The organism is Pseudomonas sp. TE36184, from assembly GCF_054060055.1.
In genome coordinates this window covers 5,617,686-5,631,342 of the sequence record NZ_JBSSCU010000001.1, presented here as the reverse complement: position 1 = coordinate 5,631,342, position 13,657 = coordinate 5,617,686, and the positions used below count along the sequence as shown (strand labels likewise).

At 62.3% G+C, this 13,657-nt stretch carries 12 protein-coding genes; 7 read left to right on the top strand and 5 right to left on the bottom strand.

The window, feature by feature from the left end; genetic code table 11:
* Window positions 1-143: 143 nt before the first annotated feature.
* The 3 genes from ACVWZP_RS25415 to ACVWZP_RS25405 are packed head-to-tail and all read right to left on the bottom strand — an operon-like array spanning window position 144 to window position 2,823.
* Complete coding sequence (locus tag ACVWZP_RS25415; protein WP_046382057.1) at window positions 144-911, bottom strand: heme ABC transporter ATP-binding protein; 768 nt, start codon at window positions 909-911, stop codon at window positions 144-146.
* Entirely contained in the window at window positions 911-1,894 is a 984-nt protein-coding gene (locus ACVWZP_RS25410; protein ID WP_164887008.1) for a FecCD family ABC transporter permease, read from the bottom strand. Before ACVWZP_RS25410 ends, ACVWZP_RS25415 begins: the two co-directional genes overlap by 1 nt.
* Before the next feature lie 50 nt (window positions 1,895-1,944).
* Complete coding sequence (locus ACVWZP_RS25405) at window positions 1,945-2,823, bottom strand: heme/hemin ABC transporter substrate-binding protein (RefSeq protein ID WP_046382055.1); 879 nt, start codon at window positions 2,821-2,823, stop codon at window positions 1,945-1,947.
* 156 nt (window positions 2,824-2,979) lie between these two features.
* On the opposite strand from ACVWZP_RS25405, the gene ACVWZP_RS25400 reads away from it, so the two are divergent.
* The gene (locus tag ACVWZP_RS25400; RefSeq protein WP_046382054.1) at window positions 2,980-3,297 is read left to right on the top strand and encodes a Rieske (2Fe-2S) protein; all 318 of its coding nucleotides are present in this window, start codon (window positions 2,980-2,982) and stop codon (window positions 3,295-3,297) included.
* Here ACVWZP_RS25400 and sfsA read toward each other — a convergent pair.
* Both sfsA and ACVWZP_RS25390 read right to left on the bottom strand, forming a co-directional pair.
* Window positions 3,294-4,007 (bottom strand): DNA/RNA nuclease SfsA, encoded by a 714-nt coding sequence (gene sfsA / locus ACVWZP_RS25395; protein WP_017847441.1) that lies wholly within the window; start codon window positions 4,005-4,007, stop codon window positions 3,294-3,296. The two genes, ACVWZP_RS25400 and sfsA, sit on opposite strands and share 4 nt — an antisense overlap.
* Entirely contained in the window at window positions 4,007-5,179 is a 1,173-nt protein-coding gene (locus tag ACVWZP_RS25390; protein ID WP_046487535.1) for a pyridoxal phosphate-dependent aminotransferase, read from the bottom strand. The genes sfsA and ACVWZP_RS25390 overlap by 1 nt, the downstream gene beginning before the upstream one ends.
* A 321-nt stretch (window positions 5,180-5,500) precedes the next feature.
* Here ACVWZP_RS25390 and dksA point away from each other — a divergent pair, with 321 nt between their 5' ends.
* The 6 genes from dksA (at window position 5,501) to ACVWZP_RS25360 (ending at window position 13,656) form a co-directional block, all read left to right on the top strand.
* On the top strand, window positions 5,501-5,944 hold the full coding sequence (gene dksA, locus ACVWZP_RS25385; RefSeq protein WP_017847439.1) for an RNA polymerase-binding protein DksA: 444 nt from the start codon (window positions 5,501-5,503) through the stop codon (window positions 5,942-5,944).
* Between the two features lie 84 nt (window positions 5,945-6,028).
* Window positions 6,029-6,916, top strand: a complete 888-nt coding sequence (gluQRS, locus tag ACVWZP_RS25380) for a tRNA glutamyl-Q(34) synthetase GluQRS (RefSeq protein ID WP_017847438.1) — start codon at window positions 6,029-6,031, stop codon at window positions 6,914-6,916.
* Window positions 6,917-6,978: 62 nt separating this feature from the next.
* Window positions 6,979-7,155, top strand: coding sequence for a hypothetical protein (locus ACVWZP_RS25375; protein ID WP_003176118.1), 177 nt, complete (start codon window positions 6,979-6,981; stop codon window positions 7,153-7,155).
* On the top strand, window positions 7,139-10,093 hold the full coding sequence (locus tag ACVWZP_RS25370) for a sensor histidine kinase (protein WP_164887002.1): 2,955 nt from the start codon (window positions 7,139-7,141) through the stop codon (window positions 10,091-10,093). The genes ACVWZP_RS25375 and ACVWZP_RS25370 overlap by 17 nt, the downstream gene beginning before the upstream one ends.
* A 22-nt stretch (window positions 10,094-10,115) precedes the next feature.
* Window positions 10,116-11,555, top strand: a complete 1,440-nt coding sequence (locus ACVWZP_RS25365; protein ID WP_017847436.1) for a sigma-54-dependent transcriptional regulator — start codon at window positions 10,116-10,118, stop codon at window positions 11,553-11,555.
* A 697-nt stretch (window positions 11,556-12,252) separates the two neighbouring features.
* Window positions 12,253-13,656, top strand: a complete 1,404-nt coding sequence (locus ACVWZP_RS25360) for a polynucleotide adenylyltransferase PcnB (protein ID WP_046382050.1) — start codon at window positions 12,253-12,255, stop codon at window positions 13,654-13,656.
* Window position 13,657 lies beyond the last annotated feature (1 nt).

Here is a 13,657-nt window from a genome sequence, read left to right as displayed (position 1 = left end):
TCGTTATGATTATCACAACTGGTCGCGAGATCAGCCGATAACTGAAAGACCATTGGTTCGGACTCTCAGATTATCTCCTCATCAGGCTAATCACGGTTATTTGACCCGGCTCTTGCCGGGTCTTTTTTTGCCGGTAAAAAGCCTCAGCGCGCAATGATCAACGGATGCCCGCGCTCCGGATGCGGCTGCACCAGCACATCCAGCCCGAAGACCGCTTTGAGCGGCTCAGGCCGCAGAACCTGTGCCGGGGTATCCAGCGCATGGGGGCGGCCCGCGTCGAGCAACAGAATCCGGTCGCAGTAACGCGCCGCCAGGTTCAGGTCATGCAGAATCACCAGCACTGCTGCGCCACGGTCAGCAAAGCGGCGTATCGCCTGCAAGGTCGTGTGTTGATGCAAAGGGTCAAGCATCGAGGTCGGCTCATCCAGCAGCAACGTCTGCCCCGCCTGCCCGGGCCATAACTGCGCCAGCACCCGCGCCAGGTGAACGCGCTGCCGCTCGCCGCCCGACAAGGCCAGGTAACTGCGACCGCTCAAGTGCCCGACATCCGCGGCCTGCAACGCGGCATCGATAATCTCGTCATCCCGCACGCGCCCGGTCTGATGGGGCAAGCGGCCCATGCCGACCACCTCTTCGACACGAAAGGCGAAATCCAGGGTTGAAGCCTGCGGCAACACGGCCAGGCGTTGCGCGCGTTGCGACCCGCTCCAGTCTTTCAGTTCGTGCTGATCCAGCCACACCTGGCCTTGATCCGGGTGCAGTTCCCCGCACAACGCGCCCAGCAACGTGCTCTTGCCCGCGCCATTCGGGCCCAGTACGCCAAGCACCTGGCCGGGCAACAGGTCCAACGTGACATCCGCCAGTACGGTTTTGCGACCGCGACGAATCCTCAGCCCTTCCACTCGCAGCATCAGGCGCGCCCTCGCAACAACAGGTAAAGAAAAAATGGCGCACCAATCAACGCGGTGACGATACCGATCGGCAACTCCGCCGGCGCCAAGGCCAGGCGCGCGACCAGATCCGCCAACAGCAGCAAGCTCGCCCCCGCCAGCACCGAGGCGGGTAACAGCACGCGATGATCCGGCCCGGCCAACAATCGCACCAGGTGCGGCACCACCAGGCCGACGAAGCCGATCATCCCCGCTGCCGCCACCGCCGCGCCCACGCCCAATGCGGTGCAGAACACCAATTCGCGCTTGAGCCGCTCGACATCGACCCCGAGATGAGCGGCCTCGGATTCGCCGAGCAACAGTGCATTCAATGCCTTCGCCCGCCGCGGCAGCCACAGCGCCACGCCAGCGCTCACCAGCAGCAACGGCCACAGGCGCGAATAGCTGGCGCCATTGAGGCTGCCCAGGTTCCAGAAAGTCAGTGTGCGCAGGGTGGCGTCATCGGCCAGGTAGGTAAACAAGCCCACCGCCGAGCTGGCGAGCGCCGTGAGGGCGATACCGGCGAGCAGCATGGTCGCGACATGGGTCTGGCCGTTGCGCCGCCCCAGCCGGTAGACCAGCGCCGTCACCCCCAACCCACCGAGAAACGCGCACAACGACAACAGATACGGGCCGAACACCTCCGGCAACCCACCCAGAAACGAGCCGCCGACAATGGCGAAGGCCGCACCGAGTGCCGCGCCGCTGGATACCCCGACCAACCCCGGATCGGCCAACGGGTTGCGAAACAACCCCTGCATCGCTACGCCCGACAAGGCCAATACACCGCCCACCGCCAGCCCCAGCAAGGTCCGCGGCAAACGGATCTGCCCGAGAATCAGCTCCGCCTGCTCCAGGCCACTGGCCTCGATCGGCACGCCCATCAGGCGCAAGGCCGCCCTGAGCGTATCCAGCAACGGCAGGCTGACCGGCCCCAGCGCCAATGAAAGCCAGATCGCCAGCACACACAACAGCGTCAGGCCGATAAACAGCGTTCGGGGTTTCACCAGCGTACTCATGGGGCAGACGTGGCCTGGGACGGATAGAAGCCGGCCGACAACTGCACCAGGCTTTGCGGCAGACGCGGCCCGAGCCCGCCGACCAGCAGCGTCGGGTCCACCTCAAACACCCGTGCCTGTTTAGCCGCCGGCGTGGACGCCAGGATCGGATTCTCCTTGAACAAGGCCGCACGCGCCGCCTCGCCGGTCAGCGCACGGTCGGCAAACACCAGCACCTCGGGGCTCAACCCGGCCAACGACTCCATGGAAAACGGCTTATAACCGCTGTGGGTCGCCAGGTTGCGCCCGCCCGCCTGCCGCAGCATCCAGTCAGCCGCCGTGTCTTTGCCAGCGATCAGCGGCTTGCCGCCGGCATTGCCGAGCAGCATCAACACCCCCGGGGCCTTGTGTGTGGCCTGGGCTGTGGCAACCCAACGTTTCTGCCGGTCAAGCGCCTGTTCATACGCGGTAAACAATGCATGGGCCTTGGCCTCACTGCCCAACAACCTCCCCAGGTGTTCGAGGTTGCCTTTCAACGTCGGCAAATCCGGCTGCGCCGAGAACATTTCCACCTGCACCCCGGCGTTGCGAATCTGCGCCAGCACCGGCGGCGGCCCCATTTCCTCGGTGCCCACCAGGACCTGCGGGCGCAGACTGAGAATGCCCTCGGCCGACAACTGCCGCTGATAACCGACGCTCGGCAATGCCTTGAGCGAAGCCGGATGCTGGCTGGTGGTGTCGACGCCCACCAACTTCGACTCACCGCCCAGGGCCGTCACCCACTCCGATAACGCGCCGCCAGCACTCACCCAGCGTTGCGGCAGTTCCGAGGCGTGCGCCCCAGGGTTGAGCATCAGTCCGACAACAAGCGCGATAGCGCTGGCACTCAAGCGCATAACAGGGTTTCCTTCCAGGGGCGGGGCTGCTGAAACACTCATGGATGTGACAGATACCTCTTGCCGGGCATCGTACTGAGCGCCCAGTCAGCTAACGGGCGAAGCCTGCATTTGATAATTGTTTGCATTTGAACGTCAAGGCACTTAAGGATTGGAATGAAGTTTCTCTGCCCCTCCGACACCCTCGCCCCCAACAGCAGCCGTGGTTTTGATATCGACGGGCACAAACTGTTGGCCGTGCGCCGGGATGGCATCGCCTACTTCTATCGCAATCGCTGCCCCCATCGCGGCGTCCCCCTGGAATGGCAGCCCGATCACTTCCTCGACGCCAGCGCCAGCCTGATCCAATGCGCCACCCACGGCGCGTTGTTCCTGATCGAGAGCGGCGAATGCATCGCCGGCCCCTGCGCGGGTCAAAGCCTCACTGCCCTGCCCGGCCGCGAAGACGAACAGGGCCTGTGGGTAGAACTCTAGTCGCCGAGCAGCACGTCCAAGCGGCGTTCGACGTAAATTTCCTCGGCCGTGACACGCACACCATACGCCAGCACTTCCACGCCCGCGGCCTTGGCCTCGCGCAGGGCGGCAGCGTAGGCCGCGTCGATTTCCACGGCCGGGCGCACGGCCTCGATCCCGGACAGGTTGACGCAATACAGCTGCACCGCCCGCACACCATCCCGGGCCAGGTGCGCCAGCTCGCGTAGATGCTTGGCACCGCGCTGGGTCACGGCGTCCGGAAACGCCGCAATCGAGGTGCCATCGAACCCCAGCGTCACACTTTTGACTTCGACATAGGCCGCCCCCTCGGGGTAATCCAGGCGAAAATCAATGCGGCTGTTCTCCTGACCGTAAGGCACTTCACGCTTCAACGCGCTAAAGCCGTTGAGTTCGGTGATGACCCCGGCATGCAACGCCTCCTCAACCAGTTGATTGGCACGCGCCGTATTGACGCACGCGAGGCGGCCTTGAGGCGTCTCGGCAATTTCCCAGGTGCCGGGCAACTTGCGCTTGGGGTCAGTGGAGCGACTGAACCAGACCTGCCCGCCCTCGACCATGCAATTGAGCATCGAACCGGTATTTGGGCAGTGAATGGTCAACAACTCGCCGGTAACGGTTTCGATATCGGTGAGAAAACGCTTGTAGCGGCGAATCAGCCGCGCCTCTTCGAGGGGAGGATGAAAGCGCATCAGCCCTGCCAGCTCCGCAGCCCACGGGCGATGCGCTCTACCGCCTCTTGCAGCCGATCAAGGTTTTGCGTGTAGGCAAAGCGCACATGGTGGCCGGCTTGATAACGACCGAAATCCAGCCCGGGGGTGAACGCCACATGTTCGGTCTCAAGGAAATGACGGCAAAACGCGAAGGCATCACCGCCGAACGCGCTGATATCGGCGTACAAATAGAACGCCCCTTCCGGTTCGACGGCAATACCGAAGCCCAACTCGCGCAGGGCCGGCAGCAGGAAGTCGCGACGGCGCCCGAACTCGGCACGACGCGCTTCCAGGATGCTCAGGGTTTGCGGGGTGAAGCAGGCCAACGCCGCGTACTGCGCCATGCTCGGAGCGCTGATGTAGAGGTTTTGCGCGAGCTTCTCCAACTCACCGACCGCATCGGGCGGTGCCACCAGCCAACCCAGGCGCCAGCCGGTCATGCCGAAATACTTCGAAAAACTATTCAGGACAAACGCATCATCGTCGACTTCCAGCACGCTGGCCGCCTCGGTGCCGTAAGTGAGGCCGTGGTAGATCTCGTCCACCACCAAATGGCCGTTACGCGCCTTGATGGCACTCGACAACCCGGCCAGTTCGTCCCGCGTCAGGATGGTGCCGGTGGGGTTGGCCGGCGATGCGACCAGCGCGCCCACGCTGTCCTGGTTCCAGTGCTTGGCCACCAGGTCGGCGGTCAATTGATAACGCACGTCCGGCCCCACGGGCACCAACTGCGCCGCGCCTTCCACCAGGCGCAGGAAGTGGCGGTTACACGGGTAACCCGGGTCGGCCAACAGCCAGTGTTTACCAGGGTCCACCAGCAGGCTGCTGGCCAACAGCAACGCGCCGGAGCCGCCCGGGGTGATCAGGATGCGCTCGGGGTCTACGCTCAGGCCGTAGCGTTGCTGGTAGAAACCGCTGATGGCATGGCGCAGCTCCGGCAGGCCGCGGGCTGCGGTATAGCGGGTCTTGCCATTGGCCAGCGCGGCCTGGCCGGCCTGGATGATCGGCTCGGCGGTGGTGAAATCCGGTTCGCCGATTTCCAGATGGATGACATCATGGCCTGCCGCTTGCAGCTCATTGGCTCGCGCCAGCAACGCCATGACATGAAAAGGTTCGATGGCGCGACTGCGCGCACTGTAGGGCTGAGCCATTAGCCTTCCTTAACGGTGAGGACAAAAACAGCGATTCTACCGAACCCTCGCGGTAAAACATGCTCTATTGCCTGCCAGGCCGTCCACGATGAACCCGGCAAGCGCTTGCAAAACGACTAAAATCAACCTTCGAGACGATTCATACCCAGCCACAGCGGGTTGCTGCTGTTTGCAACCCCTGCGTGATGGGCCTCGACAACCGGGAGTGGCGCACCCTGAATCTATCTGGTAAGTTCGCCCGCTTGCAGCCGCAGGGCCGGCAGGTGTCGGTGACGTTGCAATCCTGCGCAATGGATTAGAAGAGTGAGAGGCGGTCTATTCATGTCCACCCAAGCAAAGCAACAGCAATCCCCAGGCCTCAGCGGCTTCGAACCTTACGTCACGAAGGAAGGTGAGGAGTACATGGGCGAGCCCATGCGCGAGCACTTCACCAAGATCCTTAACAAGTGGAAACAAGACTTGATGCAGGAGGTCGACCGCACCGTTGACCATATGAAGGACGAAGCAGCCAACTTCCCTGATCCGGCCGACCGTGCGAGCCAGGAAGAAGAGTTCGCCCTTGAACTGCGTGCCCGTGATCGCGAACGCAAGCTGATCAAGAAGATCGACAAGACACTGCAGTTGATCAAGGACGAAGAATACGGCTGGTGCGAATGCTGCGGCATCGAAATCGGTATTCGCCGCCTGGAAGCACGTCCTACCGCCGACATGTGCGTGGACTGCAAGAACCTGGCAGAAATCAAGGAAAAACAGGTCGGCAAGTAACCCCTGCCGAGCTGAACGAATGGGGCGTACAAACGCCCCATTTTTGTTTCTGGCGTTTAGCGATTTTCCAGTAGTATCCGGCCCATGACAGCCTCTCCCTATATCGGGCGTTTCGCCCCCACGCCCAGCGGCCACCTGCACTTCGGCTCGCTGGTCGCCGCCCTCGCCTCTTACCTTGACGCCCGCGCCAACCATGGCCGCTGGCTGATGCGTATGGAAGACCTCGACCCTCCCCGCGAAGAACCCGGCGCCCAGGCGGCAATCCTGCATGCCCTGGAAAGCTATGGCTTCGAGTGGGACGGTGAACTGGTCCGACAAAGCGACCGGCACGATGCCTACGCCAAGGTGCTGAACGACCTGTTCAACCACGGCCTGGCCTACGCCTGTACCTGCTCGCGCAAACAGCTGGAGCCCTACCACGGGATCTACCCTGGCTTGTGCCGTAATGCCGGTCATGAGCAGCACGATGCGGCCATCCGCCTGCGCGTCCCGGAGCTGGAGTACCACTTTACCGACCGCGTACAAGGCGAATTCCGACAACACCTGGGCCGCGAAGTGGGTGACTTCATCATCCGTCGCCGTGACGGCCTCTACGCCTACCAACTGGCCGTGGTGCTCGATGACGCCTGGCAAGGTGTTACCGACATCGTGCGCGGCGCCGACCTGCTCGACTCCACGCCGCGCCAGCTGTACCTGCAAGAATTATTGGGGCTGCGCCAACCGCGTTACCTGCACGTGCCGCTGATCGTCCAGCCGGACGGTAACAAGTTGGGCAAATCCTATCGTTCCCCGCCCTTGACCACGGACCAGGCCACGCCTTTGCTGTTGAGAGCCCTGCGCGCCCTCGGCCAGCAACCCGGCGACGAACTGCTGCACGCCAGCCCACGGGAACTGCTGGATTGGGGCATTGCCCACTGGGATGCGCAGTTGATCCCGCGCACACTCACGCTGGCCGAAGCGCAGTTACGCTGAAGGCGCTTGCAGCCGGCCAGGCATCCGTTACCATCGCCGCAGTTATTCAATCAGAGGCCAACATGTACATCTATCGCTTGGTCCTGCTGCTGGTCGTCGGGATCTACCTGTTTTCCCCCGCCATCATGGATTGGTGGATCGACGCCACGGGCGCCTGGTATCGCCCCTATCTGCTGTGGCTGATCCTGATCGTCGTGACTTTCATCCTGCAGAGCCAAAAAGATGCCGATGAGCTTTAGCCTCACCCAGATGCTGCTGATCAGCGCCGCCTACCTGGCCGCGCTGTTCGGTGTCGCCTGGATCAGTGAGCGCGGAATGATTCCGCGGGCGATCATTCGCCATCCGTTGACCTACACCTTGTCCTTGGGCGTCTACGCCAGCGCCTGGGCGTTCTATGGCACGGTGGGCCTGGCCTATCAGTATGGGTATGGCTTTCTGTCCAGTTACCTCGGGGTGTCCGGGGCCTTCTTGCTGGCGCCGGTGCTGCTGTACCCGATCCTGAAGATCACCCGCACCTATCAGTTGTCGTCCCTGGCCGACTTGTTCGCCTTCCGCTTTCGCAGCACCTGGGCGGGCGCGCTGACCACGATTTTCATGCTGATCGGCGTGTTGCCCTTGCTGGCCCTGCAGATCCAGGCAGTGGCCGACTCCATCAGCATCCTGACCCGTGAGCCGGTGCAGTATCGCGTCGCCCTGGCCTTCTGCGCGCTGATCAGCCTGTTCACGATTTTCTTCGGCTCACGCCACATCGCCACCCGTGAGAAACACGAAGGCCTGGTCTTTGCGATTGCTTTCGAGTCGGTGATCAAGCTGATCGCCATCGGTGGCGTCGGCCTGTATGCGCTCTACGGCGTATTCGACGGCCCGCAACAGCTGGAGTTGTGGCTGCTGCAAAACCAGACCGCCCTCGCCGCGCTGCACACCCCGCTGCAGGAAGGCCCGTGGCGCACGCTGCTGCTGGTGTTCTTCGCCTCGGCCATCGTGATGCCGCACATGTACCACATGACGTTCACCGAGAACCTCAACCCACGCTCGCTGGTCAGCGCCAGCTGGGGCTTGCCGCTGTTCCTGCTGTTGATGAGTCTGGCGGTGCCGCTGATCCTGTGGGCCGGCCTCAAACTGGGCGCCACCACCAACCCCGAATATTTCACCCTCGGCGTCGGCATCGCCGCCAACAGCCCGGCCCTGGCGCTGCTGGCCTATGTCGGCGGGTTGTCGGCGGCCAGCGGCCTGATCATCGTCACCACGCTGGCGCTCTCGGGCATGGCGCTCAATCACCTGGTGCTGCCGCTGTACCAGCCGCCGGCCGAAGGCAATATCTACCGCTGGCTGAAATGGACCCGCCGTGCGCTGATCGTCGCGATCATCATGGCCGGCTACGGTTTCTACCTGCTGCTGGGCGCCGGGCAAGACCTGGCCAACCTGGGGATCGTCGCGTTTGTCGCCACCTTGCAGTTCCTGCCGGGGGTGTTGTCGGTGCTGTACTGGCCGACGGCCAATCGACGCGGCTTTATCGCCGGGTTGCTCGCCGGGATTCTGGTGTGGCTGGTGACCATGTTGCTGCCGTTGGTCGGCAACCTGCAGGGTTTCTACATCCCGCTGCTGAACATGATCTACGTGCTCGACGACACCAGCTGGCACATGGCGGCGATCGCCTCGCTGGCCGCCAACGTGCTGATGTTCACCCTGATCTCCCTGTTCACCAACGCCAGCCCGGAAGAAACCAGCGCCGCCGAAGCCTGCGCGGTGGACAACGTGCGCCGCCCGCAACGCCGCGAACTGCATGCTGCCTCGCCCCAGGAGTTCGCCACGCAACTGGCCAAGCCCCTGGGCGCCAAGGCCGCGCAAAAGGAAGTCGAACAGGCGTTGCGCGATCTCTATCTACCGTTCGACGAGCGCAGGCCCTACGCGCTGCGCCGCCTGCGCGACCGAATCGAAGCCAACCTGTCCGGGCTGATGGGCCCCAGCGTGTCGCAGGACATGGTGGAAACGTTCCTGCCCTACAAGGCGAGCGGCGAAAACTACGTCACTGAAGACATCCACTTCATCGAAAGCCGGCTTGAGGATTACCACTCACGCCTCACTGGCCTGGCCGCCGAACTCGATGCCCTGCGCCGCTATCACCGCCAGACCTTGCAGGAACTGCCGATGGGGGTCTGCTCCCTGGCCAAGGACCAGGAGATTCTGATGTGGAACAAGGCCATGGAAGAACTCACCGGCATTGCCGCGCAACGGGTCGTGGGCTCGCGCCTCAATACCCTGGGCGACCCGTGGAAGGAACTGCTGCAAGGCTTTATCAACCTGCCCGACGAACACTTGCACAAGCAGCACCTGGCCCTCGACGGCCAGACCCGCTGGCTCAACCTGCACAAGGCGGCGATCGACGAGCCCCTGGCCCCCGGTAACAGCGGCCTGGTGTTGCTCGTCGAAGACCTGACCGAAACCCAGATGCTCGAAGACAAGCTGGTGCATTCCGAGCGCCTGGCCAGTATCGGTCGCCTGGCGGCGGGCGTGGCCCATGAAATCGGCAACCCGATCACCGGTATCGCCTGCCTGGCGCAGAACCTGCGCGAAGAGCGCGAGGAAGACGGCGAAATCACCGAGATCAGCGGGCAGATCCTCGAACAGACCAAGCGCGTGTCGCGCATCGTGCAGTCACTGATGAGCTTCGCCCACGCCGGCGCCCATCAGAACCACGACGAAGCGGTGTGCCTGGCCGAAGTGGCACAGGATGCCATTGGGCTGCTGGCCTTGAATCGGCGCAATTTCGAAGTACAGTTCTTCAACCTATGCGATCCGGACCACTGGGTCGACGGTGACTCCCAGCGCTTGGCGCAGGTGTTGATCAACCTGCTGTCGAACGCCCGCGACGCGTCCCCGGCCGGCAGTGCGGTACGCGTCAAGAGCGAGGCTTTCGAGCACACGGTCGACCTGATCGTGGAGGACGAAGGCAGCGGCATTCCACAGAACATCAAGGACCGCTTGTTCGAACCCTTCTTCACCACCAAGGACCCCGGTGAAGGCACCGGTCTGGGCCTTGCACTGGTCTATTCCATCGTTGAAGAGCATTATGGACAAATCACCATCGACAGCCCGGCTGACACAGAAAGCCAACGCGGCACCCGTATTCGGGTGACCTTGCCGCGTCATGTCGAAGCGACGTCCGCTGTGAACTGAGACCGTCGAGAGAATTGAATCAATGCCGCACATTTTGATCGTCGAAGACGAAACCATTATCCGCTCTGCCTTGCGTCGCCTGCTTGAACGTAATCAGTACCAGGTCAGCGAAGCCGGCTCGGTGCAGGAAGCCCAAGAGCGGTTCAGTATTCCCACGTTCGACCTGATTGTCAGCGACCTGCGCCTGCCCGGCGCGCCGGGCACCGAGTTGATCAAGCTCGGCCAGGGCACCCCGGTGCTGATCATGACCAGCTACGCCAGCCTGCGCTCGGCGGTGGACTCCATGAAGATGGGCGCGGTGGACTACATCGCCAAGCCGTTCGACCACGATGAGATGCTCCAGGCCGTGGCCCGCATCCTGCGTGACCGCCAGTCGGCCAGCAGCGCTACGGCCGAACAGCGTCCCGCCGGCAAGGCGGCCAACGGCGCCGACAAGCCGGGCGTCGACAACAGCAATGGCGAGATCGGCATCATCGGCTCCTGCCCACCCATGCAGGACCTGTACAGCAAGATCCGCAAAGTGGCGCCGACGGACTCGAATGTGCTGATCCAGGGCGAGTCGGGGACCGGTAAGGAACTGGTGGCCCGCGCCCTGCACAACCTGTCCAAGCGCGCCAAGGCACCGATGATCTCGGTGAACTGCGCGGCAATCCCCGAATCCCTGATCGAGTCCGAACTGTTCGGCCACGAGAAAGGCGCGTTTACCGGCGCCAGCGCCGGGCGCGCGGGCCTGGTGGAAGCGGCGGACGGCGGCACGCTGTTCCTCGACGAAATCGGCGAGTTGCCCCTGGAAGCCCAGGCGCGCCTGCTGCGTGTACTGCAAGAAGGCGAAATCCGCCGGGTGGGCTCGGTGCAATCGCAGAAGGTCGATGTGCGCCTGATCGCGGCCACTCACCGCGACCTCAAGAGCCTGGCCAAGATCGGCCAGTTCCGTGAAGACTTGTATTACCGCCTGCATGTGATCGCACTCAAGCTGCCGGCCCTGCGGGAACGGGGTGCCGACGTCAACGAGATCGCCAATGCGTTCCTGTTGCGCCAGAGCGCGCGCATCAACCGTACCGACCTGCGGTTCGCCGCAGACGCCGAGCAGGCGATTCGGCACTACTCGTGGCCGGGTAACGTGCGGGAATTGGAGAATGCGGTCGAGCGTGCGGTGATTCTGTCGGAGAGCCCGGAAATTTCCGCCGAACTGCTGGGTATCGATATAGAGCTCAGTGACCTGGAAGACGACGACTTCATCGGCCTGGCCCCGCAACAGGGCGCCGCCGGCAATACCAGCCATGAACCGACGGAAGATTTGTCACTGGAAGACTACTTCCAGCATTTCGTCCTCGAGCACCAGGACCACATGACCGAGACCGAACTGGCGCGCAAGCTGGGTGTAAGCCGCAAGTGCCTGTGGGAACGGCGCCAACGCCTGGGCATTCCACGGCGCAAGACCGGAGTGGCCAGCGAAAGCTGAGGGCGCGCGCCCACAGGTAACACCCGCCAATGTGAAAAAACTGTTACCGCGGATATTTCGCGTAACAAAAGCCGGGGCTTACGGTAACGAAGCCCCGGCTTTTTTTTCGCCGCCAAACAGCCAAAAACCCCTCAACCCCCTGGTTTTGCTGGTCGGCGCAAAAGTTGGCACGCACCCTGCTATATGCTTAGTACAAAAACAATAACAAGCTTTGTACAAGACAATAAAAATAAGACGAATCGACTCACGCACAATAAAAACAACACGGCGGAGGCGCAGCTAACTGATTCTTTTGGAGAGGCGTTGCATTTGGGGCTTGCCCCGCAACCAGGCCGAGAACAACAAAAACTGCCCTAAGGCAGAGCCTGAACTGGTTGGATCGTAGATCAGCAACACAGCGACCAAAGCAATCCGTTTGCTCTTGACTCCCGATTGGGAGTGTCATGAAGGTCACACTTCATGGCGAGGGCGATCAACAAAAACAAAAAGCCCGAAACCAATAATAAAAATAGAGCACGCAACTACTTCTGGGGGAGCTTCGGCTCCCCTTGTAGTTTCCGGTATTTGACGTTTTTAGGCTTATGGCGCAAGGCCTGTAGCTTGTTCCTACACCATCCCCCGACTAAATGCTAGAATCCCGGCCCATCATGCGGTCATTCTTCGTTATGGCCGAACATTCCTTCAAACAGTGCATCCCATGCTGAAGAAGTTGTTCCAGTCATTCCGTTCTCCCTTGCGTCGAACGCAACACAAACGCAGCACGCCTGAAGTGCTCAACAGCAGCCAACATTCGCTGCAACGCGCTCAGTTCAGCCGTTATGCAGTGAACATCGTCGAACGTTTGCAGAACGCCGGTTACCAGGCTTATCTGGTGGGCGGCTGTGTACGCGACATGCTGCTCAATATCACGCCCAAGGACTTCGACGTCGCCACCAGCGCCACGCCCGAGCAAGTGCGCGCCGAGTTTCGCAATGCGCGCATCATCGGCCGCCGCTTCAAGCTGGTGCATATTCACTTTGGCCGCGAAATCATCGAGGTCGCGACCTTCCGTGCCGGTCATCCGCAAAACGATGAGGAAGAAGACACCAATCAGTCTTCCCGCAACGAAAGCGGACGCATCCTGCGCGACAACGTCTACGGCACCCTGGAAGAAGACGCGCAGCGCCGCGACTTCACCATCAACGCCTTGTATTACGACCCGGTCAGCGAGCGCATCCTCGATTACGCCAACGGCGTGCACGATATTCGCAACAACCTGATCCGCCTGATCGGCGACCCGACGCAGCGCTACCAGGAAGACCCGGTACGCATGCTGCGGGCGGTGCGTTTCGCCGCGAAGCTGAACTTCGGTATCGAGCGCCACACGGCTGCACCGATTCGCGAACTGGCGCCGATGCTGCGGGAAATCCCCTCGGCGCGCCTGTTCGAAGAAGTGCTCAAGCTGTTCCTCTCGGGCTACGCCGCCGATACCTTCGAAATGCTCGTCGACCTGCAGTTGTTCGATCCCTTGTTCCCGGCGAGCGCCGAAGCACTGGAATACAACCCGACGTATACCCACACCCTGATCAGCGAAGCGTTGATCAACACCGACCTGCGCATCAAACAGAACAAACCGGTCACCCCGGCGTTCCTGTTTGCCGCCCTGTTGTGGCCGGCCTTGCCCAAACGCGTACTGCGCCTGCAGGACCGTGGCATGCCGCCGATCCCGGCCATGCAGGAAGCCGCCCACGAGTTGATCGCCGAGCAGTGCCAGCGCATCGCCATCCCGAAACGCTTCACCCTGCCGATCCGCGAGATCTGGGACATGCAGGAACGCCTGCCGCGTCGCAGCGGCAAGCGCGCCGACCTGTTGCTGGAGAACCCGCGCTTCCGTGCCGGCTACGACTTCCTGCTGCTGCGTGAAAGCGCCGGCGAACAGACCGACGACCTGGGCGAATGGTGGACCGACTACCAGGACGCCAATGACAGCGAGCGCCGCGAGATGATTCGTGAACTCGGCAGCAAAGGCGATGGCGTCGGCGAAGGGCCCAAGAAGCGCCGTCGCAGCGGGAGCAAACGCAAGCGCAGCGCCGCCGATGCCTCGGGCGCCGCAGGCGAATAAA

Bases quoted from the DNA above. Each gene is read 5' to 3' on its own strand.
- ACVWZP_RS25415 (WP_046382057.1), bottom strand. From the start codon at position 911: ATGCTGCGAGTGGAAGGGCTGAGGATTCGTCGCGGTCGCAAAACCGTA.
- ACVWZP_RS25405 (WP_046382055.1), bottom strand. From the start codon at position 2,823: ATGCGCTTGAGTGCCAGCGCTATCGCGCTTGTTGTCGGACTGATGCTC.
- ACVWZP_RS25400 (WP_046382054.1), top strand. From the start codon at position 2,980: ATGAAGTTTCTCTGCCCCTCCGACACCCTCGCCCCCAACAGCAGCCGT.
- sfsA (WP_017847441.1), bottom strand. From the start codon at position 4,007: ATGCGCTTTCATCCTCCCCTCGAAGAGGCGCGGCTGATTCGCCGCTAC.
- ACVWZP_RS25390 (WP_046487535.1), bottom strand. From the start codon at position 5,179: ATGGCTCAGCCCTACAGTGCGCGCAGTCGCGCCATCGAACCTTTTCAT.
- dksA (WP_017847439.1), top strand. From the start codon at position 5,501: ATGTCCACCCAAGCAAAGCAACAGCAATCCCCAGGCCTCAGCGGCTTC.
- gluQRS (WP_017847438.1), top strand. From the start codon at position 6,029: ATGACAGCCTCTCCCTATATCGGGCGTTTCGCCCCCACGCCCAGCGGC.
- ACVWZP_RS25375 (WP_003176118.1), top strand. From the start codon at position 6,979: ATGTACATCTATCGCTTGGTCCTGCTGCTGGTCGTCGGGATCTACCTG.
- ACVWZP_RS25370 (WP_164887002.1), top strand. From the start codon at position 7,139: ATGCCGATGAGCTTTAGCCTCACCCAGATGCTGCTGATCAGCGCCGCC.
- ACVWZP_RS25365 (WP_017847436.1), top strand. From the start codon at position 10,116: ATGCCGCACATTTTGATCGTCGAAGACGAAACCATTATCCGCTCTGCC.
- ACVWZP_RS25360 (WP_046382050.1), top strand. From the start codon at position 12,253: ATGCTGAAGAAGTTGTTCCAGTCATTCCGTTCTCCCTTGCGTCGAACG.